This is a genomic window from Anabaena sp. FACHB-83 (assembly GCF_014697485.1).
Taxonomy (GTDB): domain Bacteria; phylum Cyanobacteriota; class Cyanobacteriia; order Cyanobacteriales; family Nostocaceae; genus Nostoc_B.
In genome coordinates this window covers 223,252-249,066 of the sequence record NZ_JACJRY010000003.1, presented here as the reverse complement: position 1 = coordinate 249,066, position 25,815 = coordinate 223,252, and the positions used below count along the sequence as shown (strand labels likewise).

The following is a 25,815-nucleotide window of genomic DNA, read 5'->3' as shown; positions in this document are numbered from 1 at the left end:
GTCTCAGATCATGATTTTATCTCGCGCAAAGGCGCAAAGTCGCAAAGGAAAGTGCAAGGGCTTTGTTTTAAATGAGAATGTTCTTGTTCTGAACTCGGAGTTTTATGTTCTGAAGTGGAAGTTTCGTGTTCTGAACTCAAAGTTTCGTGTTCCGAACTCGAAGTTTTGTGTTCTGAAGTGAAATGATGGTGTTCTGAAGGCGATCGCTCGACTTTTTTACTTGAAATTTTGTGTTCTGAGGTGGAATGATGGTGTTTTGAAGGCGATCGCTCGACCTTTTTACTTGAAGTTTCGTGTTCGCAAGTACAATGATGGTGTTGTAAAGGCGATCGCTCCACTTATTTACTCGAAGTTTCGTGTTCGCAGGTGCAATGATGGTGTTATGAGGGCGATGTCTGACGACAAGCCGCCAGCGTCTACGCTCCTGTTCAAAGTATAAAACGAGAGGCGATCGCTTACAAGGGTCATGGTGGAGAGTAAAATTAGCTTACTTCAATGGTGCGATCGCTCTCACTTTTCATCTCATCAATGGCTTTCTTGAGTTAATCTTTGGTCAATCTGTAATTAAATGTCATACAGTAGATTCGATGTTTATAAGGTACAGCAACTGATTGAAAAAAGTAATGAGTAATGAATAATGAGTCAGAAATTTACTTATTACTCATGGTGTACCGCACTTACTTCAAAAGTGCGGTAAATTCTAATACAATGCAATTGTGCTTGAGCTTTACTGTATTGATCCTATGTAGTTAATTGAGGGTTGGACTCTATCATAAGTTGAAATGAATTACCCTTTTTTCGTTAAGAATGTTCACAATTTTCATTTCAGCTTAATTCTTCTAGTAGAGGATAGAGCTAATGAGAAATGCTTATACTGCAATTACCAAGCAATGAATTAATAAGCCCATAGTTTCACAGCAGCTATGGGCTGTTTCTTCTGTTTTTACTTATCTTTATTTCGGCATACACCAAAAGAAATGGCAACGATGGAACTACCACTTCAGGCTATGAATAATTAATGCTGATGATAGATTGGTTGTACATATTGAACTTGTTAATCTGTAATTGTCAGAAAAAACATTAATACAAACAAAAAACATTATGAACATTCTTGCTTGGATTATCTTAGGCTTAATTGCTGGTGCTATTGCTAAAGCTATCTACCCTGGGCATCAAGGCGGCGGTATTTTGGGAACAATTTTGTTAGGTATTATCGGTGCGTTTATTGGTGGTAGCTTAGGAGTATTTTTCAGTACGGGAAATTTTGCCCTCGCGGCTCCAACTCTTAGTATACCTGGTATTTTAGTGGCAGTTTTGGGTGCAATTATCGCTGTCTTTTTGTGGAATTTGTTAACTCGTCGCAGTGCTGTTTAATTGATGTAATTGACTGTAATTTATATTAAATTTCAGGGAGTTGATTTTACTATTTTTTCCTGAATTTATTTGAAAAATAATAGCGTTAGTTTATTTAAAACTAACGCTATTTTAGCTTGTATTATCTTTTTTTGTTACTCAGGATTTTCATCTGTATTTGAGCGATACAATTCCCTAAGAATTACGAGGACGTTCGGGAATTTTCAGACCATATAAAAATAAGTTAAGAATTTCTAAAGGTGACATTGGAGGACTAGGAACCATCAAGTCATCACTACTCGGATGCAAATGAAATCTTATTCCTCTTTCCTGGTTATCATGTCCAGGAAGATTCAGGTCAAAGCGCAGAAATTTAATTGGTTTATTTTCTACAAATCTTATTTCAAAGTCGAATGCAATAATTTCAGCAGGTTTGTAATTTTCGCTAACTGTAATTGCAAAATCAAACCAGGAACCGTCAGTTTTCTCAAAATGAGGGATTTCTTTAATTCTCTTAAAGTTTCGTTCTCCTCCAGTAATTTCAATAATACCTTGGGTTGATGGAGTTATTTTGAGTAGCTTCTGAATTTCATGAAGCTTGGTTTTTAATAGACCATTATTGTATGCTTTAGTTAAACACTGAAAAATCTCACTTCGCAAGACTTTAGCACTTTTTACAGTCATGGGAGCATTTTTCAAGAGTCGTTCTTGCACCTGATCACAAATTTGCTCCCAATCACTTTTACTGCTCAATTAAATCTCCTCTATCAAGAAGTACAAGCCATTCAGCATATTCAGGTTCAGGTGGTAGAGTTTGCGCTTCAGCCATATCAATTACTTGAGAGTCAGTTAAACCTGACCATTCTCGAAGTGCTTCTAGTCTTTCCTGACGTTCTTCTATACTGAGTAATTCTGTATCTTTTAAAAAGGAATATACTCTAGAACCCAACCAGCTAACAATATTCGGAGCATAAGAAAACATAGTTTTTGCTGATTCTGGAGATAAAATCAGAACTACCCCGTATTTTCTCATCAGTTTACTTCTCTGGCAATCTAATTGATACCAGTTATGATTATCCCATTGCTCAAAGTCCCAAAGAATTAAATAATCTTCATTTGTATGGGAAATTCTTTCTACTAGATTACTAGTATTAATATTTGCAGAAAGACAGCCAACTTCACATTCTGCAAAAATGCTAAGTGAGTCTTTTAAATCATCTACTAATTGTTGAGCATCTGAATTAGAAACAATCAGTGCTGACCAAGTATTTGCTTCTGGTTGTGAACCAACTCGCTGTAAAAACTCATCAATGGAAACTGATTTACTCATCTAAATATACATTAAGCGGCAATCTTATCAATTAGTACTTGAATAGCTGGGTGAACAACATGACGTATTTTGGGATATCTATACTCTAGAATTATTCGCCTTACCAACAAGCGTAAATCTTCATCTGTTCTAGGAATAAATTTTGCTGTATCAAGAGTTTGTTTAATAATTTTTACTTCATTGTCTGAAATTCCCAATAACTGATATCTGCCAAAAGAATCAACAGCATGAAAAACATGATTAAAATTTACCTTATCTTCTCCTGATAAATATGTTTCTTCAATAGATGATTGTATCAAACTAATAAAATCTCTTAAAACTCCACCAGAAAACTGGATAAGTAGTTTAATTGCTGATTGTTCTATAAAATCTTCAGATGAGCGAGCTTGAATAATTTTAGAAAAGAAATTATATGCTTCTGTATCATTATCTACATCAAAAAACGGCTGGTAGTAGAAGTAATCTAAAGTTTTGTCAACTGTATCACGGGATTGACCGTAAATAGCAGTTAATGGGCCTACTAATACTAAACCAATACCCATAGATGATATGGCTTGTGCGTCTGAAGATACAATTTGCATAAAGGTTTTAGCATCATCTAGCCTATCTAGTCCATCAAATAGAAAAACGATATTTCCATATTCTTCAAATGTAGTTTTGGCTAATTCATCAACGGTTGATACTAAGTTAGAACTTATACCATATCCCTCTGTTTTCTTGGGAATAATACCTTTTATGTAAGGTAAATAGGTAGAATCTGGGTAATATTCATCGTGAACATCGTAATCTTCATCATGACCATGTGCCAAGTTACGAATTATGCGAATATTAGATAGGACATTTGGATCATCACTATCCTGCATAAGTTTCGCAAGTTCTAATCCAGCGATCGCCGTCAGAACGCCACTAGAAATTTGAGAAATATCGGTGTATAGACTCACATCAACGTAAATTGCATAAATGTCTTCTATCTCATTAATTTTTTCGCAAGCAACCAACAATTGAGTGGTTTTGCCTGAACCAATACCGCCTATCAAAAGATGGGAAGAAGATGGACGTAGAGCTATTCGTCCTGAGATATGATCTACCAGTAACTTAATAGGTGCGTGGACATAATAACCGCTTTCAACTGCTTTTGATGGATCTGCTGCGCCTTCAAAAGCAGCCATCCTTTCTCTAAAAAGCTTGAGTCGATTTGACATATAATTTTAGCTCTCGGTTTATCAAGTTTTGTCTAGTAGGAGAAGTGAAGAATTAGTATTTAATTACGATTGTAAATGTAGAACAACTCGTAACGGTTAAAACCTACCATTCCCTTGAATAATATGCTTGACGGTGGTCAAGGTTTCCAAGCTAATAAATCCGCGACGGTGGCCTTTTTGGTTAGACATCCCTAAGAATATTGAGTCACCCCGTGAAGGGTTGCGTGAAAATCTAGGGGAAGTGTTGATGTAGGTGGAGGCGCTATTCACGCCGAGGGCAAACTGTCGGCTTTCTTGATAAGATTCAGTCACAATACAATCAGCATGACCGCTACTGTATTGGTTAATCCAGGCGATCGCAGCTTCTAAGCTATCCACTAGTTTAAAGGCCACAGTCTTCGTTAAGTAGGGACTACCCCATTCGCTGTCTTTGGCTAGTTGCAGTTGGGGAAAGGCTTCGACTAACTCTGCATCACCTTTGATTTCAAAGCCTTTCTCTTTCAAACTATTCCACAGTACCGACAGCGATGATGGCATGGCTTGGCGGTGAATTAAGACTTTTTCGATCGCATTTACCGGGTCTGGTTCGCTTTGATGGCTATCGAGAATCATCCAGCGTACCATCTCTAAGCTGCCATTGAGCGACCAGTACAGGTAACAGTTACCCATTGCGGATTTTAGCACTGGACAAGTGGCTTGTCGCATGACCTGCTGCACTAAGCTGGAGCGTCCGTAGGGGATGACTAAATTGAGGTACTGGTCTTGGGTAACTAAATCCCGCACAGAAGCACCATGTTCTGTGGTGACTAGTTCGACGCAACCAGGTGGTAGCCCCACTTCTTCCACGGCATTTTGCAGTACTTCAGCGATCGCAGCGTTAGAATGACTGGCTTCTGTACTACCTTTAAGGATGATACTATTGCCAGTTTTAATGCACAAACCTGCGGCGATCGCACCTAAATCGGGAAATGCCTCATAAACAAAAGCAATTACTCCCAAAGCCATCAATTGCGAGTAACTTTGAGAGTCTTCTGGTTGATAGTCAGCATTCCTCACCCGCCGCAGAGGATCTGATAGTTCACCCAAGCGCCGCAGTATTTCGACGGTGGTTTCTAGACGTGTGGGGGTGAGTTTTAGCCAATCTAAAATCAACTCTGGGACAGCCATTTCTTTACTAGCTTCTAAATCCAGAGTATTGGCTTCTAAAATATCATCAAAAGACCTTTCTAGCGCCTGCGCCATTGCCAACACAGCCCGACTGCGGTCTACTCCCTTGGTCAAACCCAACTTCAGGGAAGCCTGAAAAGCGCGTTTGGCGCTTTTCATTGGTTCAGGGTAATCTTGTACAACTTCAACGGTCATTGGGTTAACGTCGGTAGGTAAGCCAGACCATGAGTGCTGGCAGAATAGCTAATATCACTGCCACTATTGCCCAAGCAACAATGCTGGAACCTTTGGCTAATTTCAATGCTAATGGTAGCCAAATAATCACTAGCACAAAAATAATGCCGAGGGCGATGGGCAGATAGCTTTCTCCCAAGCGGGGATGAACAACATGCCAAGCATTTCCCGTCCAGCGCCAAGACCGCTTGTAGGGATAAGTGGTCGAAAGTTGTTCGAGGATATGCCCATTATCTTGGACAACAAAGATTTGCTGACAGCGATCGCAGCCAAATGCTTCTGTAAGGGTAATCGGAACTAACCGTCCCCGACGGCGACAGGGACAGGGATATTCCTGGTTAAAGTCAATTTTTTCTGGTTTTTGATGATGCACAAGCGTTCTACTAACTTGAGCGTGTTTTTCATAAGTTGGAGATTTCCTTTCCCGGCTAAATGCCTTGGGAATTGGTTCATCTCACAAGCAACTGTTTATATAAATAGCGAAGTCAGGTAAATACTGCCATCATTAACAACAGCGTTGATTCCCAATTTTAAAAAAATAGGTATATGTATCTGTTGTCTGGTGCTGTAGCTGGCAATCTTGTTGCAAAATTTCCGGCTGTGCATCTGTGGCTTTCAAAGTAATATCGTCCAACTTGTGGGGCATTTATTGTGCTTACATATCTAATACAATTCTAAGCTTACGCCGCAACCACTAGGAAAACCAACTGTTGCCCAAGGCTACGTTGACAACCTAGTAATTTTTCTGGGAACACTTTTTAAATTCTACCGAGCATGAAACAGAAAGCAGGATATTTTTTTCCTGATTTTCGTTCACTTAATCAAAAACATCATCGGCTAAAGCTTATTACCTTCAACCAATTGATAACTTATAATTTAACTTTTTTTAGAGCGGGTAACGCGATTCGAACGCGCGACATCAACCTTGGCAAGGTTGCGCTCTACCACTGAGCTATACCCGCAAACTTCACATTTACTATACTGTCAGATATTTTTTGATTTGTCAACCCCTAAGTTTTAGTCAATGGTTATTTGTCATTTGTCATTTGTGCTTTATTATTAGACGATTGACTGTTGACCATTGACCATTGACCATTGACTACTGACTGTTAACGATGGACTCTTGACCTGGAGCAGCAGGTAAAGGCTGGGGATTTAAAGTGTAGGTCTCTGTGAGGTTAGAGCGTAACTTCCGCATCAGGCTGGCCATTTCTAGAGCGTTCATGGCATAATCCCAGCCATGATTCGCTTTAATTCCTGCCCTTTCTAGGGCTTGCTGCATTGTATCTACTGTCAAAATGCCAAAAATTACCGGAACTCCGGTTTGAAAGCTGGCGGCGGCAATGCCTTTGGCTACTTCCGAAGACACATAATCAAAGTGGGGCGTTTGTCCGCGAATAACTGCACCCAAACAAATGATCGCATCATAACGCTGGGAAAGTGCTAGTTGACGGGCAACAATTGGCACTTCAAAACTTCCCGGAACCCAAACATAATCGACTTGATTACCGTGGGGGTTGGGGTCTACACCATGACGTTTTAAGCAATCTTGACATCCTTCCACCAGCTTTGCAGTAACCAGGTCATTAAATCGACCAATCACCACCGCAAAACGCAAGGGTTCAGTTTGAGTAAAAGTTCCCTCAAAAACTGCCATGACTGCCTCTTAATCAACTATACTCTTGTCAATATACATTTCTTCTCTGCCGATGGTTGAGATGAAGCGCACAATTATTAGGAAAGTGCTAAGTTTTGAGTGCTGAGTGCTGAGTTTATTTCTGCGATATCTACCAGAAATGAGAAAAAAGGTAAATAAAACCATTTACCTTTTTCTTTTGCTATTAGCTATATCTTAATTTTCTGAGACTGTTGTCAAGAGCCTAGACTACAAAAAAGTTTAATATACCAACCACCACTACTAGGGCAATCCAAACTCCAGAACCTAGCCACAATAATCTTTTCGATTCCACCCAACTTTGTGGGGTAGCATAGGCAACAGGAACGCCAACAACCAGTACAAAAGACATCAAAACAAGAGCTACTAAAGCGAACTGGAATATTATGGTCATTTTTGCTTCTCCCAAGACAGCGTAATACTAAAGATAGAATATCGTGAAGTACCTACACTTCTGCAAGCAGTAAGTGTAGGCTTCCTGTCTCACTTGCCACTGCTCTGTTAGGAACATTGTTAAACAATGTGCGTTACCAAAAACGCTCTGAGTCTTATGTAGCATCTCTGGGGTTCTCCCCTTTATCTGGTCAAATCCAGAACCCAGGCAGCCGCCCGCCTCCCGCAGGCAGTTTAACCATTCGGCTACGTTCAGCTTTAACCCTGAGCGTAGCCGAAGCTTTAATTGTTTTACGTACAACATCACATGGAATTACAGCAATGGCTTACCAGTTGGCAATGTTCCTTCCCCCTTACTCACGCTAGTTACATCCGCAAGCGTCGTATCGCTACTTTGTGTTGTTTACAGCCGTGTGGGTGGGTCAACGACCATTTATATATTACTATAAGTATGTACATAATGCGAACATACTTATGAGTAAAAAAGATTTACATATTCGTATATCTTCTAGAAGGCACGACAAGCTCAAGACTTATGCACAGGACAGAGAAAAAACGGTCACGCAACTTATTGAAGATTGGATTGATAGGTTGCCTAGTCAAAAAACTGGTGACTCCTCCCCGACCCCTCTCTCTGATCAACCTAACGGTTGATAACAGTCGGGGGTCAACTCGTCGTCACCCTGCCATTCACGAGGACACTTGCGTGGGCGGGTTTCCCGACTTGAGCAAAGTGTCCGTGCCACGCTGCCCTATCGGTTCAGGCGTGGGGCTTCTGTCGGCTTCAGCTAAAGGGCGACACTGACAGTTTTTCCTTATTTTTTAACCTAGCAGAAATTGATACACTTTGGTTATTTGTCCTTTGTTCTTTGTTTAGGTACTAATGACTAATGACCAATGACTAAGGATTATGGATTTAATTCTTTGCCACACAACGGCTGATTTTGATGCTTTAGGGGCGGCGGTTGGGCTGACTTGCTTGCTACCGGGAAGTAAGATTGTGTTAACAGGCGGCGCACATCCACCTGTGAGAGATTTTTTGGCGTTACATCGAGATGAGTATCCGTTAATTGAGCGACGTTCAGTGAATCCGCAAAGCATTCGTTCGATTACTGTGGTGGATACACAACACCGCGATCGCCTGGGTAAAGCATCTGAATGGTTAGATTTACCCAGTGTGAAAGAAATTGTAGTTTATGACCATCACTTAGGGCAAGAGGGCGATATTCCGGCGACGCAATTGCATATTGCCCCGGTGGGTGCTTGCACAACTCTTATGGTGGAGCAATTACAACAACAGCAAATTTCCCTCACCCCATCTCAAGCTACGGTGATGGCTTTGGGTATCCATGTGGATACGGGTTCCTTAACTTATGATTTATCAACAGCTAGGGATGCTTTAGCTTTGGCTTGGTTGATGCAGCAAGGTGCAAGTTTACCTGTGATTTCGACTTACCGCGACCCTGGTTTATCACCGCAGTTGCAACAGCTATTAACCACAGCCTTACAGGAATTAGAATATCTTTGCTTACGGGGTTATACGATCGCTTGGGTTACTTTAAAAACTGATGCTTTTGTGCCTGGGTTATCGAGTTTAGCATCGCAGTTAGTCGAGTTAACCGAAATTGATGCTTTATTGTTAGTCAATGAATATCCATTGGGGGAAGATGAATCAAGATTAACTGTGATTGGGCGATCGCAAATTCCTGGTGTCAATCTTAACTTGTTATTTCAACCCTTTGGTGGGGGCGGACATTCCCAAGCTGCATCACTCAACTTGCGGGGAGTCGATACACAAGCCACCTTAGAACAACTTTTAGAAGGTTTAAAAGCCTCCATTCCCCATCCCCTCACCGCCAGAGATTTGATGTCATCCCCAGTCCGCACTATTCGCCCAGAAACTACTATTGAAGAAGCACAGCGAATTTTATTACGTTATGGGCATTCTGGTTTATCTGTAGTTGATGCCCAAGGACAGCTAGTCGGCATTATTTCCCGGCGAGATTTAGATATTGCCTTTCACCACGGCTTTAGTCATGCGCCAGTCAAAGGTTACATGACTATCAATCTCAAAACCATCACCCCAGATACCACCCTGCCACAAATCGAGTCGCTGATGGTGACTTATGATATTGGGCGTTTACCAGTGTTAGCAGATGGGCAATTAGTTGGTATCGTCACCCGTACCGATGTCCTACGGGAGTTACATCAAGCTGATGACGAGTTTCAAACTTTCAATCCTCTTCACTCCCCACTCCCCACTCCCCACTCCCTACTCACCACTAACTTACAATCACGTCTTGCACCCCAACTGTGGCAATTACTCACCAAAGCCTCCCAAGCAGCAGAAAAACGCGGTTGGCATCTTTACCTAGTTGGTGGTGCTGTGCGGGACTTGCTGTTAGCCGAAACAGCAGACCAATTAATGATTAAAGATATTGATTTGGTTGTTGATGGCTTTCATAAATCAGCAGATGTTGGTGCTGGGGTGGAATTAGCAAAAGCACTGCAAGAACTTTACCCAGCAGCGCGGTTAGAAATTCATGGTGCGTTTCAAACTGCGGCTTTGTTGTGGCATAAAGATGCAGAATTAGATTCCTTGTGGGTGGATATTGCCACCGCTAGAACAGAATTTTATCCTTATCCAGCCGCAAACCCTGAAGTTGAGGCGAGTTCTATTCGTCAAGATTTGTACCGCCGGGATTTTACTATCAATGCACTGGCATTGCGGCTAACTTCTCCCCGTGCGGGTGAATTACTCGATTTTTTTGGTGGTTTATTAGATTTACAAGCCAAGGAAATTCGGGTGTTACACGCCAATAGCTTTATTGAAGATCCTACCCGGATTTATCGTGGTGTGCGCTTTGCTGTGCGCTTTGGCTTTGATTTTGAACCGCGAACAGAAGAATATATTCGCTATGCAATTAACAGTGGTGTTTACGATCGCACTGCTCAACACAATAGCAGAACTCCCGCTTTGCAAACTCGGCTGAAAACTGAACTTAAACATATCTTAGAAGCATCGTACTGGAAATCAGCTTTGCAATTACTCGATAACTTACAAGCTTTGCAGTGCATTCATTCCACCCTTACCTTAGATGCGGAACTTTTACGCCAGTTGCGGTTATTAGAACGCTGTCTGCACAGATTTGATCCCCAACTCACCCTTGTTCACTGGCAAATGCGCCTAGAAGCTTTAATTGCCCACCTTAAACCAAAATATCGGGAAAAAGTCGCCAAAAATCTGCAATTACAAGACGATAGCATTCACCGCTTGCAAAATTTAGCCCAAGCCCAAGCAGAAGTTAGGGAATTATTACCGGAATTGCAGCGTCCTAGTCAAATTGTGCAGTTACTGAAAAAATATGACTTACCAATGCTGATTTTAATCGCCTTGCAAAGCCCGCGATCGCTCAGAAAACAAATTTGGCATTACTTAACAGTATTGACTCACATCCAACCCATTCTAAATGGTAACGACCTGAAGCAATTAGGCTACAAGCCAGGCCCTCAATATCGTCAAATTCTTGATGATATTCTTGCCGCTACGTTAGATAGAGTAATTACAAATCAACCTGAAGCCGAACAATTTTTAGCCAATAATTATCCTCAATAAACTCTGTTCTCATCTCAGCGACTCTGCGACTCTGCGTGAAAAATTTATGCAAATTCCAACACCAAAAAAATCCTATACCCCCAAAGAGTATCTCCAACTAGAAGAGACATCGGAATTTAAACATGAATACTACGATGGGGAAATTGTAGCAAAGGCAAGTTGCACTACAAGCCACAATGAAATAGTGGGAAACTTCTGCACTAATTTCAAATTTAAGATGCGGGGTAAAAATTACAAGATTTATATGGTCGATGTAAGATTGTGGATACCTCGTTACCGCATCTATAGTTATCCCGACGCTATGGTGATTGAAGGAGAACCAATATATGAAGGAAATAGCACTACTACAGTTACGAATCCTCAAGTCATTATAGAAGTATTATCTAAATCAACACAGAGCCATGATAAAACTGATAAATTTAGATTTTACCGTTCTATACCCACCTTCAAAGAATATATTATTGTTAATCAATATGAATATTTAGTTGAGCATTACGCTAAAAATGCTAATAATCAATGGGTATTAACAGAATATGAGTCATTAGACGCGGTTTTATCACTCCAAACAGTAGATTTTGAAATTCCCTTGAGGGATATTTATGAAGGTGTGAGTTTGCAACCAGCAGGAGAAGAGATTTAATTTTTGTGACACCAACTACATCTTTGTGAATATTCTTCGCTTTCCGTAATGCTTTTGTGCTACACTGTAGTCTATAACAAGCCTCATCACATATCATCGAGATAACTGAAATGAAGTAGTACCAGACAAAAATTGTCAAAACCGAATAAATACGCCAAGTTTGACAGGGTTACTTCAAATAATCATGAGCTAGAATTTTTGTTTTTATCTTCAATATTGTGAGTTTAACCACATTTATCTGTGGTTGATTCTTGATGCAGATGTGATTGCATCTGAATATTTTATCTGTTCAATTCACCCGTAATCTTTGTACATATATGGGTGAAATTTGATGATTTGAGGTTTGCTAAGAATGCAGAAAAAATCAATATTAATCGCTGAGAACTTAAGTTATGAACTCAGTGATATGCAGCCATTGTTTCAAGGGATTCAAGCTAGTATTACAATAGGCGATCGCATTGCTTTAGTTGGTCGCAATGGTGTTGGAAAATCAACGCTATTAAAGATAATTTCAGGACAGATTCAGGCTAAATCCGGTTCTGTTTTTCGGCATGGTAGCGTTTACTATTTACCCCAAATTAGTACTATTCAAGAATCAATTAATGCAGATACGGTATTGAATTATTTAATTTCCATTGCTGATGAATGGTGGAATATTGAAGAGATTTTACAAACCCAATTCAATACAACCATTGATTTATCATTACCAATGGCTAATTTAAGCGGTGGAGAATTGACAAAATTATTTTTAGCAATTGGTTCAGCACAACAGCCAAACTTATTGTTGCTAGATGAACCAACAAATCATATAGATTTACCTACATTAGAAAACTTGAGACAGTTTCTGGTAAATTTTGCTGGTGCTTATGTCATTGTCTCCCACAAACCTTTTTTCTTAGATCAAGTAACTAATGTGACTTGGGAACTTACCCCCAATCAATTAAAAGTATATGGAGGCAATTTTTCTGATTATCGACGACAAAAGCAAATAGAATTAGAAGTGGCAATGCGATCGCACGAAGTAGCTAGAAAGGAACTGAAACGCACCCAAGCTACAGCAATGCAAGAACAGCAACGCGCCGCCCAGGCACAACGTCAAGGTCGAGCCAAGCTTCTGAATGGTAGTATTGATAGAATGGCGGCTGGATTAATTAAAACTAAAGCCGAAGCCGCAGCAGGAACAGCTAAAACAAAACATGAAGCGGCTGTAACTAAAGCAACCCAAAAAGTTGCAGAGACAAAAATTAAAACTACCAAAGTCACCAGCATTAATTTAGAGGAAACAAACTATAAACACAGAAATTTAATTGCTATTCAAGGTGCAAATCTTTGGGTGGCTAATCGGCTACTAATCCAAAATATTCAGTTACATATTTCTTCTGGTGAACGTATTGCTATTATTGGGGCAAATGGTTCAGGTAAATCGACTTTAGCTAAAGCTATTTTGGGAATGGAGAAGGAAACAGTGTTATTAGAATCAGGTGAGATTTTAATTACACCTGTCATGAAAGCTGTTTATCTCGACCAAACTTATCAACTCGTAAATCGTCAGCAGACAATTCTCGAAAATATGCAATCTGCTAATTCCAATTTGAGTTATCAGTTATTGCGTCAACAACTAGGACACTTTTTATTTAAATATGATGATGTGCATAAATCAGCATCTGTGTTAAGTGGTGGCGAGTTGGCTAGACTAGCGATCGCTATGATTAGCATATCCGAAATTGACTTGCTAATTCTTGATGAGCCAACTAATAATCTTGATATTGAAACTGTAGAACAAATGGTCATCGGCATCAATGAATATCAAGGCGCTTTATTAGTCATTTCTCATGATGTTGATTTTTTAAGTCGCATCAATATTAACCACAGTTGGCAAGTGAAACAGCAAAGTTTACAAATGACAAACTACTTACCCAATCAGCTTGAGCAATATTATCAAGAAATTGGTCAGTGTTAAAGTTTTAATTCAGCGCGATTGCATGATGGCGAATGTGATCAGAAATAAAACTAGCAATAAAATAGTAACTATGGTCATAGCCGGGTTGGTAACGTAAGTTGAGGGGTTGATTTACAGAAGCACAGGCTTTTTCAAATATTTCTGATTTTAGTTGTTCAGTTAAAAATTTATCTGCCGTGCCTTGGTCAATTAAAATGAGACTATGATAGCCTAATTGTTTGATTAATTCACTGGCATCATAAGCACGCCAACTATCTTGATTATTGCCTAAATAACCATTAAAAGCCTTTTGTCCCCAGGGACAATTTATTGGTGCAGCGATGGGTGCAAAAGCAGATACTGATTTATATTGTTGGGGATTACGTATAGCACAAACTAACGCCCCGTGTCCCCCCATAGAGTGACCAAAAATACCTTGTTTGTCTGCTTGGATGGGGAAGTTAGCTGCAATCACCGCAGGTAATTCTTGGACAATGTAACTATACATTTGATAGTGCGATCGCCACGGTTCTGCGGTAGCATCAACATAAAATCCTGCACCTGTGCCGAAATCCCAAGCATCATTTTCACCTAGAATACCTGTATTGCGAGGGCTAGTATCTGGTGCTACCAACATTAAACCATGCTCGGCGGCGTAGCGTTGCGCCCCAGTTTTGACCATGAAATTTTCTTCTGTACAAGTCAAACCAGAGAGGAAGTAGAGGACTGGGACTGATTTTTGTGCTGCTTGGGGAGGCTGATAAACAGCAAAGCGCATTTCACTGTGACAAGTTGCAGAAGTATGAGAGTAAAAGCCGAGTTTCCCGTCAAAGCATTTATATTCGGAGAGAATTTGCAGATGCGTCATGATTTGTGTAGCGAATTTGTTGCGATCGCTATTATTCCATTAAATCATCGCTTGCAGGTTGACCAGGATAAAAGCTGGCGTTAAAAATGTCAGCGAAGATATAGTAACATTGGTGAGGAAATGTTGAAAGTGGAAGGTTTGTTTCTGCTGATGCTAAATCTCTAGCATTTTCATAAGCTTCTTGAATTGCTATTTCTAAATAAGAGTTTAAACTTGGATTTTCTTCTAGCAATTTGAGAATATCCCGCCGTTGAATGCGAATTGTCGCTAACCAACTGCGACTGCGTTTTGTCGGTTGATATTCCCATTTTAATAAATGTGCAATTAAAATGCTGAGGCGATTTCGCAATTCTTGGCGTTCCTTTCTCCCCAATGATTCAATTTCCTCGATTAAATTGGATAAGTCAAGTTGATGCCATTGTTGATGACGTAGTAAATTAGCTTGTTGCTGACTCCAAGCATAAAAATCAGTTTCATAGAGATTTGTTTGTTTACTTTGTGGGGTTTGCATGGCTTAGTAAAAGTCAATTTCTATGACATCAAATCATCGCTTGATGGTTCACCAGGATAAAAGCGATCGCTTAAAATCTCTTCTAAGGAATAAGGGCAATTTTTGGGGAAATTTTTCATCGGGAGGTTAGTTTCTCCAGCAGCTAAAGCAATCGCTTTTATATAAGCTTTATCCACAATTTCTAGTAAATAGGATTGTAAACTAGGATTTTCTGCGACTATTTCCGCAGTATCTAACCGTTGAATGCGAATTGTTGATAACCAGCTGCGGCTGCGTTTTGTTGGTTGATATTCCCATTTTAATAAATGTGCAATTAAAATGCTGAGGCGATTTCGCAATTCTTGGCGTTCCTTTCTTCCCAATGATTCAATTTCCTCGATTAAATTGGATAAGTCAAGTTGATGCCATTGTTGATGACGCAGTAAATCAGCTTGTTGCTGACTCCAAGCATAAAAATCAGTTTCATAGAGATTTGTTTGTTTGCTTTGTGGGGGTTGCATAATTAAAACTTATTCAATTTTTATGTCATTAAATAATCACCAATAGCTAAACTATTGCTGAATCTGGTCTTGCAGCATTTTCCGAAAAGCGCGTTTAGTTTGAGTTTCGCCTTGGATTTTGCATTGGGCTAAAAAATCATAAACCATTGTTTTAGTTAATATCGCAAATGTATTACTAGTTTCTGATTCTCTGTATTCGCCTTGTTCTAAAAGGTAAATAGTTAATTTTGTCCCGTTGTAACGCCAAAATTCAGGAACTTTCATATCCTGATACATTTGTTTTTTATTGATATCTGTATGGGTGATATCTACTTCTAAGATTAAATCTGGAGGTGGATCTACGGATAAATTGACTGTTTTACCTCTCACAGTAGGCTCGTTTTGAATGTAGTAACATTTATCCGGTTCTGGACTAGACTTGAGAATTGGAATCTTGAGTGTAGTTGAACCCATACTTTTGAGATTAAAGTTGAGTTCTTCTGCTAGTAGCTCAATCAATTGACCAACTAAACAATTAGCATTTTCATGTTCTTCTAAAGGTGTCATAATTTCCAACATTCCCTGATAATATGTCAGTCGGGCTGCGCGATTATCACCCAAAGCATCAAGAATTTGCTCATAAGCATCCCAACTAATGTTATTCAGTGTGACGCGCTTTTCTGCAAGCGGTGTTTCTTGAGGATTGCTTATCACTTCACTGGTAGTAATCATTGGCATCTCCCAAGTTTGGTAGCAATTAAATTAATTAGGTTGAGGAACGGAACCCAACATTATCAAGACTTTGTTGGGTTACGCGATCGCTACACCCAAATTACTATTCTCTTAACTGAATCTAAAACGTTACAACACTGCGAATAGATTCACCTTTGTGCATTAATTCTAAAGCATGATTAATTTCTTCAATTGGCATTACATGGGTAATTAAATCATCAATATTAATTTTGCCATCCATATACCAATCAACAATTTTCGGTACATCTGTGCGTCCTCTTGCACCACCGAAGGCTGAACCTTTCCAGACTCTACCTGTAACTAATTGAAACGGACGTGTGCTGATTTCTTGTCCTGCGCCAGCTACGCCAATAATGACACTGACACCCCAACCTTTATGGCAGCATTCTAAAGCTTGACGCATCACGTTAACATTGCCAATACATTCAAAGGTGTAGTCTGCACCGCCTTTAGTTAAATCAACTAAATAACTAACTAAATCACCTTCCACTTCTTTAGGGTTAACAAAGTGCGTCATCCCAAATTTTTCGGCTAAGGCGCGTTTGCTGGGATTAATATCTACCCCCACAATCATATCGGCTCCTACCATCCGCGCTCCTTGGATGACGTTTAAGCCAATACCACCCAAACCGAAGACTACAACTTTTGCACCCGGTTCTACCTTGGCGGTATAAATCACTGCACCTATACCTGTGGTGACACCACAGCCAATGTAACAAACCTTATCAAAGGGTGCATCTTCTCGAATTTTAGCGACAGCAATTTCTGGCAATACTGTGTAATTAGCAAAGGTGGATGTACCCATATAATGGTGAATCATTTCCCCACCAATGCTAAAACGACTCGTACCATTGGGCATTACACCGCGTCCTTGGGTAGAGCGAATTGCTTGACAGAGATTGGTTTTGAGGCTGAGACAATATTCACACTGACGACATTCTGGGGTGTAGAGTGGGATGACATGATCTCCTGGTTTGACGCTGGTAACACCAGCACCCACCTCTACGACTACACCAGCGCCTTCATGACCTAAAATTGCCGGAAATAAACCTTCAGGATCAGCACCAGACAGAGTATAAGCATCGGTGTGGCAAACTCCCGATGCTTTAATTTCTACTAAAACTTCCCCTGCTTGTGGCCCTGATAATTGCACAGTTTCAATAGTTAGCGGCTTTCCCGCGCCATAAGCTACTGCGGCTTTAACTTCCACGAGTTAGCCCTCCTAGATATAAGTTGTATTAATAAAATCTTATGGGTTTATCTTGATTGATGCTGAGAAGAATCTTTTTTATCTAAAATTGCATTTTCTTGTGAGATTGGTACATTAGTTACAGGCGGCAAACTTGGAAGATGATATCTATCCGCCGCATGAATTTTATAATTTTGTCAACATCTCAGTTAATTCTAATTCTACAAAGCTTATGAACCCTGCCCTAACGAAAATTGGCGCTCAAATGTCCAACCTCACTGGTGTACGAGCGATTATGAAGGACATTGTAGAAACGTTGCAGGCGAGTCAGGGGCAGGAATTAATTAATTTAAGTGCGGGAAACCCGTTGATTTTGCCAGAGGTGGAACAGTTGTGGCGGGATGCAACGGCAGAACTGTTGGCGAGTTCGGAATATGGGGAAGTGGTTTGTCGCTATGGTGCAAGTCAAGGTTATGCGCCGTTAATTGAAGCGATCGCCAATGACTTCAACAAACGCTATGGTTTAAACTTAACCTCTCGCAATATCTTAATTACTCCCGGTAGCCAAAGCCTTTATTTCTACGCGGCAAATTCCTTTGGTGGTTCCGCCAGCAATGGGGAATTGCGCCAAATTGTTTTACCACTCAGTCCCGACTACACAGGCTATGGCGGCGTGTGTTTGCAACCAGAGGCGTTAATTGCATACAAACCAACGCTGGATATAGACGCAGCTAACCACAAATTTAAATATCGCCCTGATTTTAGCCAATTGGCGGTGTCAGAACAAACTGGTTGTATTATCTTCTCCCGTCCATGCAACCCCACTGGTAACGTCCTCACAGCCGATGAAGTCAATAAAATTGCTGCCCTCGCGGCAAATTATAATGTACCTGTGTTGATTGATTCTGCTTACGCGCCCCCTTTCCCGGCGTTGAACTTTACAGAGATGCAGCCGATATTTGGGGACAATATTATTCACTGTATGAGTTTGTCGAAAGCAGGATTACCAGGAGAACGTATTGGTGTTGCTATTGGTGATGAAAAGTTAATTCAAGTTCTCGAATGCTTCCAGACCAACTTGTGTATTCATGCTTCTCGTTATGGACAAGCGATCGCCTCTCGTGCGATCAACTCCGGTAAACTAGTAGACATTGCTGCAACAGTCATTCGTCCTTTTTACCAAAACAAATTTGCAGTTCTAGAAACTACTCTAGATGCTGCTATGCCTAAAGATTTACCTTGGTTCCTCCACCGTGGTGAAGGCGCAATCTTTGCATGGTTATGGTTGAAAGATTTACCCATCACTGATTGGGAATTTTACCAAGAACTCAAAAAAGTCGGGGTAATTGTGGTTCCTGGTAGTACCTTCTTCCCTGGTTTACAAGAAGAATGGTCACACAAACACCAATGTTTACGCATTAGCTTAACAGGCAGTGATGCTGAGATTGTAGCTGCTATGCAACGTCTCGCCAAAGTCGCCGAGCAAGTTTATCAGCAGGCGGCGGTGAGTGCGTGAGAATTAGGGAGTTGGGAGTGGGGAGTCGGGAAGAGGGCTACAGTGTATACACAAGGAGCAATTTGTGTATTGAAACCATATCCCGCCTAGAACTAAAGTTCCAGGCTCATAGCAAAAGTCCACGCTTTGTGGACTGGGTTTTTCCTTGAGTCCTCTTGAGAGGACTTGCGCTAAGAGACTCGGAATAAATTCCGAGGCGGGACAGGCTTACCACACGAAGATTTTTTTGTACACCGTAGACACTAGGAGAAGAATAATCACCAATGACCAAAAAACCGAAGAATCAAAAAACTGAAAAAAAATCCCAACTCCCAACTCCCAACTCCCCACTCCCCAATTTAGATGATTGGTTGGCAATTGGGAAAATTGTTGCGCCTCAAGGGTTGGCTGGGGAATTACGAGTTTATCCAGAAACGGATTTTCCTGAACGCTTTGAAGAACCGGGAACACGTTGGTTATTGCGTCCTGGCCAAACAGAACCGCAACCAATAGAATTATTAGACGGGCGTTATTTGGAAGGAAAAAATTTATACGTGATTAGCATAGCTGGTGTAGACAATCGTAACCAAGCTGAGGAATTGCGTGATTGTCGGTTATTTGTGCCGGCAAGCGATCGCCCCGAATTAGGCGAAGATGAATATCATGTTGTCGATTTAATTGGTTTGGAAGTTTTCTTACAAACATCCGGTGAATTGTTGGGGAAAGTGGTAGATGTCATCCCTGCTGGTAATGATTTACTGGAAGTCGAATTACTCAATCATGAAAAAGCCAACAAAAAAGTTTTAATTCCCTTTGTCAAAGAAATCACACCAGTTGTAGATATCCCATCTCGGCGCGTGGAAATTTTACCACCACCGGGTTTACTGGAAATCAATTAAAGATTGGCTTTCTTCTAACTGCTGGGTTGCGCCGCCTGGTTGCGAAAAAACTAACGTTGTTAGTCCGACTGCTAACATTCCCAACCCAGCTAAGGCTAACATCGCTGTACGTTTTTTCAACTTGATTGCAGCCAGTAAAATTTCAATGACAGAAGCCTTACCTGTCACGGGAATTGATTTGAGTGCAGCTAAAGCTGTTGCTGCATTTGAATAACGGTTTTTCCAGTTAGGTTGCACCATCCTCCATAACCATGACCGAAAACTAGGATGGAGATAATTTGCTAATTTGGGAAATTGTAAACCACCATAACCAATATTCACTGTTTGGGTATTGGTGAGTAAGCAAATCAATGTTGCGCCAACACTATATAAATCTGAAGCTGTTGTCAAAGCATAACCAAACTGTTCTTCTGGGGGAAGAAAACCAGGAGTACCAGCAGATAAGGTAGTGAAAGCGATTTTGGCATTTTGTTGGCGAGCCAAACCAAAATCAACTAAATAAGCATTGAGTTGTTCGTCAACTAAAACATTTTCTGGTTTAATATCCCGATGAATAATTGGGTCAATTTGTTGTTGCAAATAAACCAAAATTTCTAAAAGTGAGATGGCTATCTGCTTAACTTCCGTCGGAGAAAAGTTATATTTTGCCCCCAAAGGTACAGCATTTTTATACTCTAGAATTAGATAAAAATTCTTTGAGGTTGCAAAAGAATTTATGTAGCGGGGAATGCGGGGATGCTGGAGTTTTTGCAGGATAGCAATTTCACGTTCGTAAGCTTTTGAACCTGACCAATCAGTAGTTTCATGGGCAAGATTGAACTCTTTGATGACTACTGGTTGTTGAGATTTACAGTCAGTTGCAAGATAAGTAATACGTTTATCTGCGTGATTACGTCCCAATTCTCGAATCACTCGATAGCCTTGTACAGAAAAATAGGGATGGTGAATTACGGGAATTGTCCCTTTATTACGCACATCAAGCTCCATTACACACCACCTGAGTTTGATTTGGTCAAAGTGCAATCAAAATAAAAGGTACTCACCCGGCAAATAAAGTATGAAGTATGAAGGATGAAGTATGAAGTCTGAAATTAACACTTTAGACTTCACACTTCATACTTCACACTTCAGATTTGTGTTAACCAATTGATCATTTGGGTGTTGACAATATCTGGAACTTCATCATGGGGACAATGACCGGCGTTAGGAATGGGAATAATTTTGATATCTTTGCCATTCGCACGCGCCTCTTCGTAAATCTTCGCCCCTGTAATGGGTGTCCAAGGGTCATCAGCGCCCCAAATCACTAATAAAGGACGTTCGACTTTGGGTAAAAGTTCCTCTGGGCTAGGGCCTGGCGGCGCTGTCAGGATGGAAGCAAATACTTGTTGCGCTCCTGGGTCGCAAGAAGGTGTATAAAGTAAATCAACTAATTCATCAGTAACAGCAGCCCGGTTGCGGTAAACTTGATATAAAGTGCGGCGAATTTGAGATTTTTGGCGGATGCGATTAAAGACAAATTTACCAGTTAAAGGCGATCGCACCACACGATTAAAAGTCGCCATCACAATACGTAGTGGTGGGTTCAATTCGTGGGGACGATGACTTAAACCACCTGCTGAGTTAATTAACACCCCAGCCGCACTAATTTCAGGATGTTCTGTTAATACTATCAAGCTGATCAGTGCGCCAATGGAGTTCCCGATAAATACCGCAGGTTCTTGAATATGCGCCGTCCAAAAATCTTTGAGTAATTCTACCCAGATTTCTACACAGTAATTTAATGGTGGTTTATCAGAACCGCCAAAACCCAACAAATCTACAGCATATACCCGATAACCAGCCTCGGCTAACACCGGGATATTTTTCCGCCAATGTCCAATAGAAGCCCCAAAGCCATGCACCAATACTAAGGGCTTGCCTGTACCCATGACGGTATATTGAATTTTATGCCCCTGCCAAGTCCAAATAAATTTTTCTAAATCGACTGATGGTAGTTGCTGGGTGGTTAAGGTCATTATTAAGATTCCTAAACTATTACTTTATATAGTAAAGTCTAGAGAACTTTGGGCAATGCGATCACTTGTGCGTTACTTCACTCACTAGGCGATCGCACTAATACGCGAGGAATTGATAGCTAAGGGGCAATGCCAAAAAAAATCAGAGAATTAAAAGCAATGGTGGCAAAAGCTGGGTATAAGTAGTTAAACATAATTAATTACACAAAGTCATTGCGAATGGAGCGAAGCGAAATGAAGCAATCGCAAGGGCTGGGATTGCTTCGCTTCGCTCGCAATGACTGTAATTAATTTTGCGTGTTTACTTATCCTTCAGCCAGGACGAGGCAAAGGAAGTCATACATTTTGGAAACATCCAATGCTACCGGAAGAACCCCTTACTATTCCTGGCAAAGATGGTGATGATGCTCCACTATATTTAGAAAGAGGTATTCAACGAGTACTGAAAAAGTTGGAAGAACTCGAAAAACTTGCAAACGAGGAAGATGAGGAATGATCTATCACTACAGCATGGTGATTCAATGGTCACAAGAAGATCAACTTTTCTTGGTTCACTTGCCTGAGTTTCCCTGGCAACAATTTCATACTCATGGTAGGACTTACGAGGAAGCTGCCAAAAATGGTCAGGAAGTAATTGAAGCTTTTGTAGAAATGCTGATGGAAGATAATATCCCACTGCCAGAACCCCGAATGCTGCCTACAAAACCGTTGCAAGTAGCTTAATTAAGCGATCGCTCGTGTGTGACTTTATTAACTAAAATAGGCGCACTACTGCTTCTTCATATAATTTCAGCCAAAATGCTATTTTTAAGCTAGTTACAGTTGAGTTGAGGTCTTTTGTCTATGACCATTTCTAGTAACCAACTCAAAACCGAAATATTCTATCCCGATTCCGACGGCAAACCAATGGCGGAAAGCGACCCAGCACGCGATTATTTAATTTATGCAGTAGAAGCGTTAGATATTTATTTCCAAGCACGTAGTGATATTTATGTGTCAGGAAATCTGTATATATACTATAAGCAAGGTATTCCGAGTGCTGTAATTGCGCCCGATGTGTTTGTTGTCTTTGGGGTAGAAAAGAAAAAACGCTCTAGTTACAAAGTTTGGCAAGAAGGTGGTAAAGTGCCTAACTTTGTTTTAGAAATTACTTCTGCAAGTACCCAAGAAAATGATGAGGAAGATAAACCCCAAAAATATGCTTTCTTAGGTGTACAGGAGTACTTTCAGTATGATCCCACTGGTGACTATCTCAAGCCACAACTGAAGGGTTCTCGGTTGGTAAAAGGCAAATATCAATCTCTGACACCTAACTTTTTACCGGATGGCGTGCTGTCAATTCACAGTGAAGTTTTGGGTTTAGACTTGAGACTAATTAATGGTGAATTACGCTTTTTTGATCCCCAAACAGGGCAGAAACTTTTGAGTCATAAAGAAACAGAACAAGCGCGTCAACAAGCTGAACAAGCACGACGTGACGCAATACCGAAATTGTTGGACTTGGGGTTAAATGTAGAACAGATAGCCAGTGCGTTGAATTTACCGATAGATGAAGTGACTCGTTTGATGTCATAAGGGGAAGAAGGGGGATAAGGGAGAGAGGGGTTTGTAAATTATTTAGGATTGCTCTATTTTTTGAACACATCTTTAAAGAGCAGGCGATCGCACTATTGTTAAGTAATCCAAATTATTTGTAGAAGTGTTAATTTCATCTGCACAACGGGATTAATAAGTCAAGGGAATTTACATTCTCTTCACTTACTCACCGATTGGTATGGTGTGAGATGAAACACAAAAAAAATCGTTCTTTTGCTCATTTGAGCCAAGTTATCGTTGCTGCTACTTCAGTGGCAATGTTTTCGCCCATCTTTTCAGCTTCTGCAACTCCTCGGTTCTCTACCACCATCGCGCAAACACCTGTTAACTCTACAACGCAACAACTGTTAGCAGATGAGTTAGGTAGTAAAGAGTCAGATTTACCAGAATCCGTCAAAGATGCTGTTTTAGAAGATATTTCCAGTCGCACAGGTTCACAAGCTTCAACTTTACGTGTAATTAAAGCCCAACAGCAAACTTGGTCGAATGGCTGTTTGGGTTTAAAAGCAGAAGATAACTGTTCTCAAGCAGTAGTCCCTGGTTGGCATGTAGTAGTTGCCAACGCCAAGCAAGTTTGGGTATACCGCACAGATGAGTCGGGAAGTGTTGCTAAACTTGATGAAGAGTCTACCCAGAGTTTGACAACTTTAATTGAGCGTCGAGAAACTAGCACTCGTCAAATTAGTCGTACTAGGATTCAACGAAATGTCGTCGCCCAACGCAATACCCAAGTGAGTGCAGCGAGTACAGCAGTTAAAGCCAAAAAGACGGGTTTTAATTTGGCTATTTTGCAACCATCTGGGGAATTTTCGGAAATCATTGCCCGTGTTTCCTTGAAATCTAAACGCCACAACAATTTCTTAAAAGAAAGATTTCTCGGTGACTATAAATATAAACTCAAGCACAGAGCAAAATTTGTTAAAGGTATTAAAGCAGGCGATCGCATAGTTGTCCGATTATACGATACTCAAAACCGCTTTATTGGCTACAGCGAATTTGAATGTTTATCAGCATTCAGCACTGTGAACTTAATTTTGTCAGCTAATCCCAGCGAATATCAAGTTGTTCGCACTGTCTACGGAGTTGATGCAGATGAAGACGGCACAATTGATTCTGGTAGCGCCACTTACGACTACTTCACCCAAGTTAGCGACCAACGGGTAACTTTTCTCAGCAGTTCCCAAACTGTGAAAGTCAACCAGTTTGAGTCAGAAAATGTCTCCTCCGTTGCGGTAAATAGCGTTTATCCGACATCCTTGAGTAGTGGTAAATTTGCCTTAATACGCCAAACAATCAGCACTTTCAGTTACAGCTTGGCAGAAGCTTTAAAAGCTGAACCCGGCCGTTTAGTAGAACTTAACGAAGTTAGTGATGATGATAGTTCTACTTATGACATTGGTCAAATGATGATGAGTTACCGGGAAATTGGTGTAGCTCAAGGTATCCAGTTTAAGTTTAGCGATGTTTCGAGTAACTATTGGGCTAGTGATTTTATTGCCGAGTTAGCAGCTTTGCAAGTTATTCAAGGTTTTCCTGATGGAACTTTCCGCCCCGATGAACAGGTAACTCGCGCCCAATTTGCCGCGATGATTAGCCAAGCCTTTCAAAAAGCTAACATTCGTGAGACTGTGAGCATTAGAGATGTATCGGCCAATTATTGGGCTTACACTGCTATCCGTAAGGCATATTCTACAGGCTTTCTCGAAATTTCGGGGAATAAATTTAACCCTACACAAGCCTTATCTCGTTTAGAAGTCTTGCTATCGTTAGCCAGAGGCTTAAACTACACCTTTAGTGGTTCCACAGAATCAATTTTGGCAGCTTACTCAGATGCTACAACTATTCGTAGTGACGTGCGAAATGCGATCGCTGCACTAACAGAACGCGGTATTGTAGTTAACTATCCCAATGTTCAAACTCTCAATGCTGACAAGGTAGCCACAAGAGCCGAAGTTGCCGCCTTGATATATAAAGCGTTAGTCAGCACTGGTGAGGCTGTCGAGATTAACTCACAGTACGCTGTAGAAGAAACACAGCAGCAAGCCGAACTGGAAGAAAGTAATACAACCGCAACCAGAAAACTCCGCCGTCATTGTAACCAAGGAATTGGTAACGGTTCTGAAGGCTGCGATCCTGGTAACTCTCATCCCCACGGTGGTAGCAACGACGAAGGTGGGAGAACTCCTGGTAGAAGATAATATTCAAGTTTTGTAGAAACGCTATTCATCGTTTCTACCAATGCACAGTAGGATACAACTCAAAGGTAAAAGATGAAAATCATTTTTGATGGTCTATCTTTTACCTTCTTTTTTATCTCTATGACTCAATACGGTTCAGTTAAGAGAATAGTAGGTTGGGTGTAGCGATCGCGTAACCCAACAAAGTCTGCGGTTTTTATGATAAGTCTTTTATCGGACATGATATTACATATACTCTAGTACAGGTCGGCGGAAATAAA

At 40.7% G+C, this 25,815-nt stretch carries 27 protein-coding genes and 1 tRNA gene; 11 read left to right on the top strand and 17 right to left on the bottom strand.

Annotated features, from left to right (window positions below; translation table 11 throughout):
- Positions 1-8 precede the first annotated feature (8 nt).
- Positions 9-338, bottom strand: coding sequence for a hypothetical protein (locus tag H6G79_RS05245; RefSeq protein ID WP_190589913.1), 330 nt, complete (start codon positions 336-338; stop codon positions 9-11).
- 763 nt (positions 339-1,101) lie between these two features.
- Here H6G79_RS05245 and H6G79_RS05240 point away from each other — a divergent pair.
- Complete coding sequence (locus H6G79_RS05240; RefSeq protein WP_190589914.1) at positions 1,102-1,374, top strand: GlsB/YeaQ/YmgE family stress response membrane protein; 273 nt, start codon at positions 1,102-1,104, stop codon at positions 1,372-1,374.
- 174 nt (positions 1,375-1,548) lie between these two features.
- Here H6G79_RS05240 and H6G79_RS05235 read toward each other — a convergent pair whose 3' ends face one another.
- The 9 genes from H6G79_RS05235 to psbZ all read right to left on the bottom strand — a co-directional run bounded on the left by H6G79_RS05235 (position 1,549) and on the right by psbZ (position 7,355).
- Positions 1,549-2,052 carry a hypothetical protein gene (locus tag H6G79_RS05235; protein WP_199333960.1) on the bottom strand — a complete coding sequence of 168 codons (504 nt, stop codon included), beginning with the start codon at positions 2,050-2,052 and terminating at the stop codon, positions 1,549-1,551.
- Positions 2,053-2,095: 43 nt separating this feature from the next.
- On the bottom strand, positions 2,096-2,683 hold the full coding sequence (locus H6G79_RS05230) for an ABC transporter permease (protein WP_190589916.1): 588 nt from the start codon (positions 2,681-2,683) through the stop codon (positions 2,096-2,098).
- An 11-nt stretch (positions 2,684-2,694) separates the two neighbouring features.
- Positions 2,695-3,885 (bottom strand): hypothetical protein, encoded by a 1,191-nt coding sequence (locus tag H6G79_RS05225; protein ID WP_190589917.1) that lies wholly within the window; start codon positions 3,883-3,885, stop codon positions 2,695-2,697.
- Positions 3,886-3,981: 96 nt separating this feature from the next.
- A complete protein-coding gene (locus H6G79_RS05220) occupies positions 3,982-5,247 on the bottom strand; it encodes a glutamate-5-semialdehyde dehydrogenase (protein ID WP_190589918.1) in 1,266 nt (421 codons plus the stop codon).
- A gap of 4 nt (positions 5,248-5,251) precedes the next feature.
- Entirely contained in the window at positions 5,252-5,659 is a 408-nt protein-coding gene (locus tag H6G79_RS05215) for a hypothetical protein (RefSeq protein ID WP_190589919.1), read from the bottom strand.
- A gap of 132 nt (positions 5,660-5,791) precedes the next feature.
- The gene (locus H6G79_RS05210; protein WP_190589920.1) at positions 5,792-5,932 is read right to left on the bottom strand and encodes a hypothetical protein; all 141 of its coding nucleotides are present in this window, start codon (positions 5,930-5,932) and stop codon (positions 5,792-5,794) included.
- Positions 5,933-6,176: 244 nt separating this feature from the next.
- Positions 6,177-6,248: transfer RNA gene (locus H6G79_RS05205), tRNA-Gly, on the bottom strand.
- 137 nt (positions 6,249-6,385) lie between these two features.
- Positions 6,386-6,943 (bottom strand): 6,7-dimethyl-8-ribityllumazine synthase, encoded by a 558-nt coding sequence (ribH, locus tag H6G79_RS05200; RefSeq protein WP_190589921.1) that lies wholly within the window; start codon positions 6,941-6,943, stop codon positions 6,386-6,388.
- Between the two features lie 223 nt (positions 6,944-7,166).
- The gene (gene psbZ / locus H6G79_RS05195; RefSeq protein ID WP_190589922.1) at positions 7,167-7,355 is read right to left on the bottom strand and encodes a photosystem II reaction center protein PsbZ; all 189 of its coding nucleotides are present in this window, start codon (positions 7,353-7,355) and stop codon (positions 7,167-7,169) included.
- Between the two features lie 128 nt (positions 7,356-7,483).
- Between psbZ and H6G79_RS05190 the strand changes: the two genes are divergently transcribed.
- The 4 genes from H6G79_RS05190 (at position 7,484) to abc-f (ending at position 13,570) form a co-directional block, all read left to right on the top strand.
- The gene (locus H6G79_RS05190; RefSeq protein ID WP_190589923.1) at positions 7,484-7,720 is read left to right on the top strand and encodes a hypothetical protein; all 237 of its coding nucleotides are present in this window, start codon (positions 7,484-7,486) and stop codon (positions 7,718-7,720) included.
- 544 nt (positions 7,721-8,264) lie between these two features.
- Positions 8,265-10,970: a CBS domain-containing protein gene (locus H6G79_RS05185; protein ID WP_190589924.1), complete on the top strand. Its 2,706-nt coding sequence runs from the start codon at positions 8,265-8,267 to the stop codon at positions 10,968-10,970.
- Between the two features lie 46 nt (positions 10,971-11,016).
- The gene (locus H6G79_RS05180) at positions 11,017-11,610 is read left to right on the top strand and encodes a Uma2 family endonuclease (protein ID WP_190589925.1); all 594 of its coding nucleotides are present in this window, start codon (positions 11,017-11,019) and stop codon (positions 11,608-11,610) included.
- Between the two features lie 352 nt (positions 11,611-11,962).
- Entirely contained in the window at positions 11,963-13,570 is a 1,608-nt protein-coding gene (gene abc-f, locus H6G79_RS05175; RefSeq protein ID WP_190589926.1) for a ribosomal protection-like ABC-F family protein, read from the top strand.
- Between the two features lie 4 nt (positions 13,571-13,574).
- On the opposite strand, the gene fghA is transcribed toward abc-f, so the two are convergent.
- The 5 genes from fghA to H6G79_RS05150 form a co-directional block, all read right to left on the bottom strand.
- Positions 13,575-14,417 carry an S-formylglutathione hydrolase gene (gene fghA, locus H6G79_RS05170; RefSeq protein WP_190589927.1) on the bottom strand — a complete coding sequence of 281 codons (843 nt, stop codon included), beginning with the start codon at positions 14,415-14,417 and terminating at the stop codon, positions 13,575-13,577.
- 31 nt (positions 14,418-14,448) lie between these two features.
- The gene (locus H6G79_RS05165; RefSeq protein ID WP_190589928.1) at positions 14,449-14,928 is read right to left on the bottom strand and encodes a DUF29 domain-containing protein; all 480 of its coding nucleotides are present in this window, start codon (positions 14,926-14,928) and stop codon (positions 14,449-14,451) included.
- A gap of 20 nt (positions 14,929-14,948) precedes the next feature.
- Positions 14,949-15,428, bottom strand: coding sequence for a DUF29 domain-containing protein (locus tag H6G79_RS05160; protein ID WP_190589929.1), 480 nt, complete (start codon positions 15,426-15,428; stop codon positions 14,949-14,951).
- Between the two features lie 51 nt (positions 15,429-15,479).
- Positions 15,480-16,139 (bottom strand): Uma2 family endonuclease, encoded by a 660-nt coding sequence (locus H6G79_RS05155; RefSeq protein WP_190589930.1) that lies wholly within the window; start codon positions 16,137-16,139, stop codon positions 15,480-15,482.
- A 121-nt stretch (positions 16,140-16,260) separates the two neighbouring features.
- On the bottom strand, positions 16,261-17,370 hold the full coding sequence (locus tag H6G79_RS05150) for an S-(hydroxymethyl)glutathione dehydrogenase/class III alcohol dehydrogenase (protein ID WP_190589931.1): 1,110 nt from the start codon (positions 17,368-17,370) through the stop codon (positions 16,261-16,263).
- Positions 17,371-17,581: 211 nt separating this feature from the next.
- On the opposite strand from H6G79_RS05150, the gene H6G79_RS05145 reads away from it, so the two are divergent.
- Both H6G79_RS05145 and rimM read left to right on the top strand, forming a co-directional pair.
- Complete coding sequence (locus H6G79_RS05145) at positions 17,582-18,865, top strand: valine--pyruvate transaminase (RefSeq protein WP_190589932.1); 1,284 nt, start codon at positions 17,582-17,584, stop codon at positions 18,863-18,865.
- A 263-nt stretch (positions 18,866-19,128) separates the two neighbouring features.
- Complete coding sequence (rimM, locus tag H6G79_RS05140) at positions 19,129-19,743, top strand: ribosome maturation factor RimM (protein WP_190589933.1); 615 nt, start codon at positions 19,129-19,131, stop codon at positions 19,741-19,743.
- Here the strand turns inward: rimM and H6G79_RS05135 are convergent.
- Positions 19,726-20,730 (bottom strand): serine/threonine-protein kinase, encoded by a 1,005-nt coding sequence (locus H6G79_RS05135; protein ID WP_190589934.1) that lies wholly within the window; start codon positions 20,728-20,730, stop codon positions 19,726-19,728. The genes rimM and H6G79_RS05135 overlap by 18 nt on opposite strands.
- 140 nt (positions 20,731-20,870) lie before the next feature.
- Positions 20,871-21,761, bottom strand: coding sequence for an alpha/beta fold hydrolase (locus H6G79_RS05130; RefSeq protein ID WP_190589935.1), 891 nt, complete (start codon positions 21,759-21,761; stop codon positions 20,871-20,873).
- 277 nt (positions 21,762-22,038) lie between these two features.
- On the opposite strand from H6G79_RS05130, the gene H6G79_RS37715 reads away from it, so the two are divergent.
- The 4 genes from H6G79_RS37715 (at position 22,039) to H6G79_RS05110 (ending at position 25,555) form a co-directional block, all read left to right on the top strand.
- A complete protein-coding gene (locus H6G79_RS37715; protein WP_190589936.1) occupies positions 22,039-22,257 on the top strand; it encodes a type II toxin-antitoxin system HicA family toxin in 219 nt (72 codons plus the stop codon).
- Entirely contained in the window at positions 22,254-22,484 is a 231-nt protein-coding gene (locus H6G79_RS05120; RefSeq protein ID WP_190589937.1) for a type II toxin-antitoxin system HicB family antitoxin, read from the top strand. Before H6G79_RS37715 ends, H6G79_RS05120 begins: the two co-directional genes overlap by 4 nt.
- Before the next feature lie 120 nt (positions 22,485-22,604).
- Positions 22,605-23,336: a Uma2 family endonuclease gene (locus tag H6G79_RS05115; RefSeq protein WP_190589938.1), complete on the top strand. Its 732-nt coding sequence runs from the start codon at positions 22,605-22,607 to the stop codon at positions 23,334-23,336.
- Positions 23,337-23,545: 209 nt separating this feature from the next.
- Positions 23,546-25,555: an S-layer homology domain-containing protein gene (locus tag H6G79_RS05110; RefSeq protein ID WP_190589939.1), complete on the top strand. Its 2,010-nt coding sequence runs from the start codon at positions 23,546-23,548 to the stop codon at positions 25,553-25,555.
- The last annotated feature ends 260 nt before the right edge of the window (positions 25,556-25,815 follow it).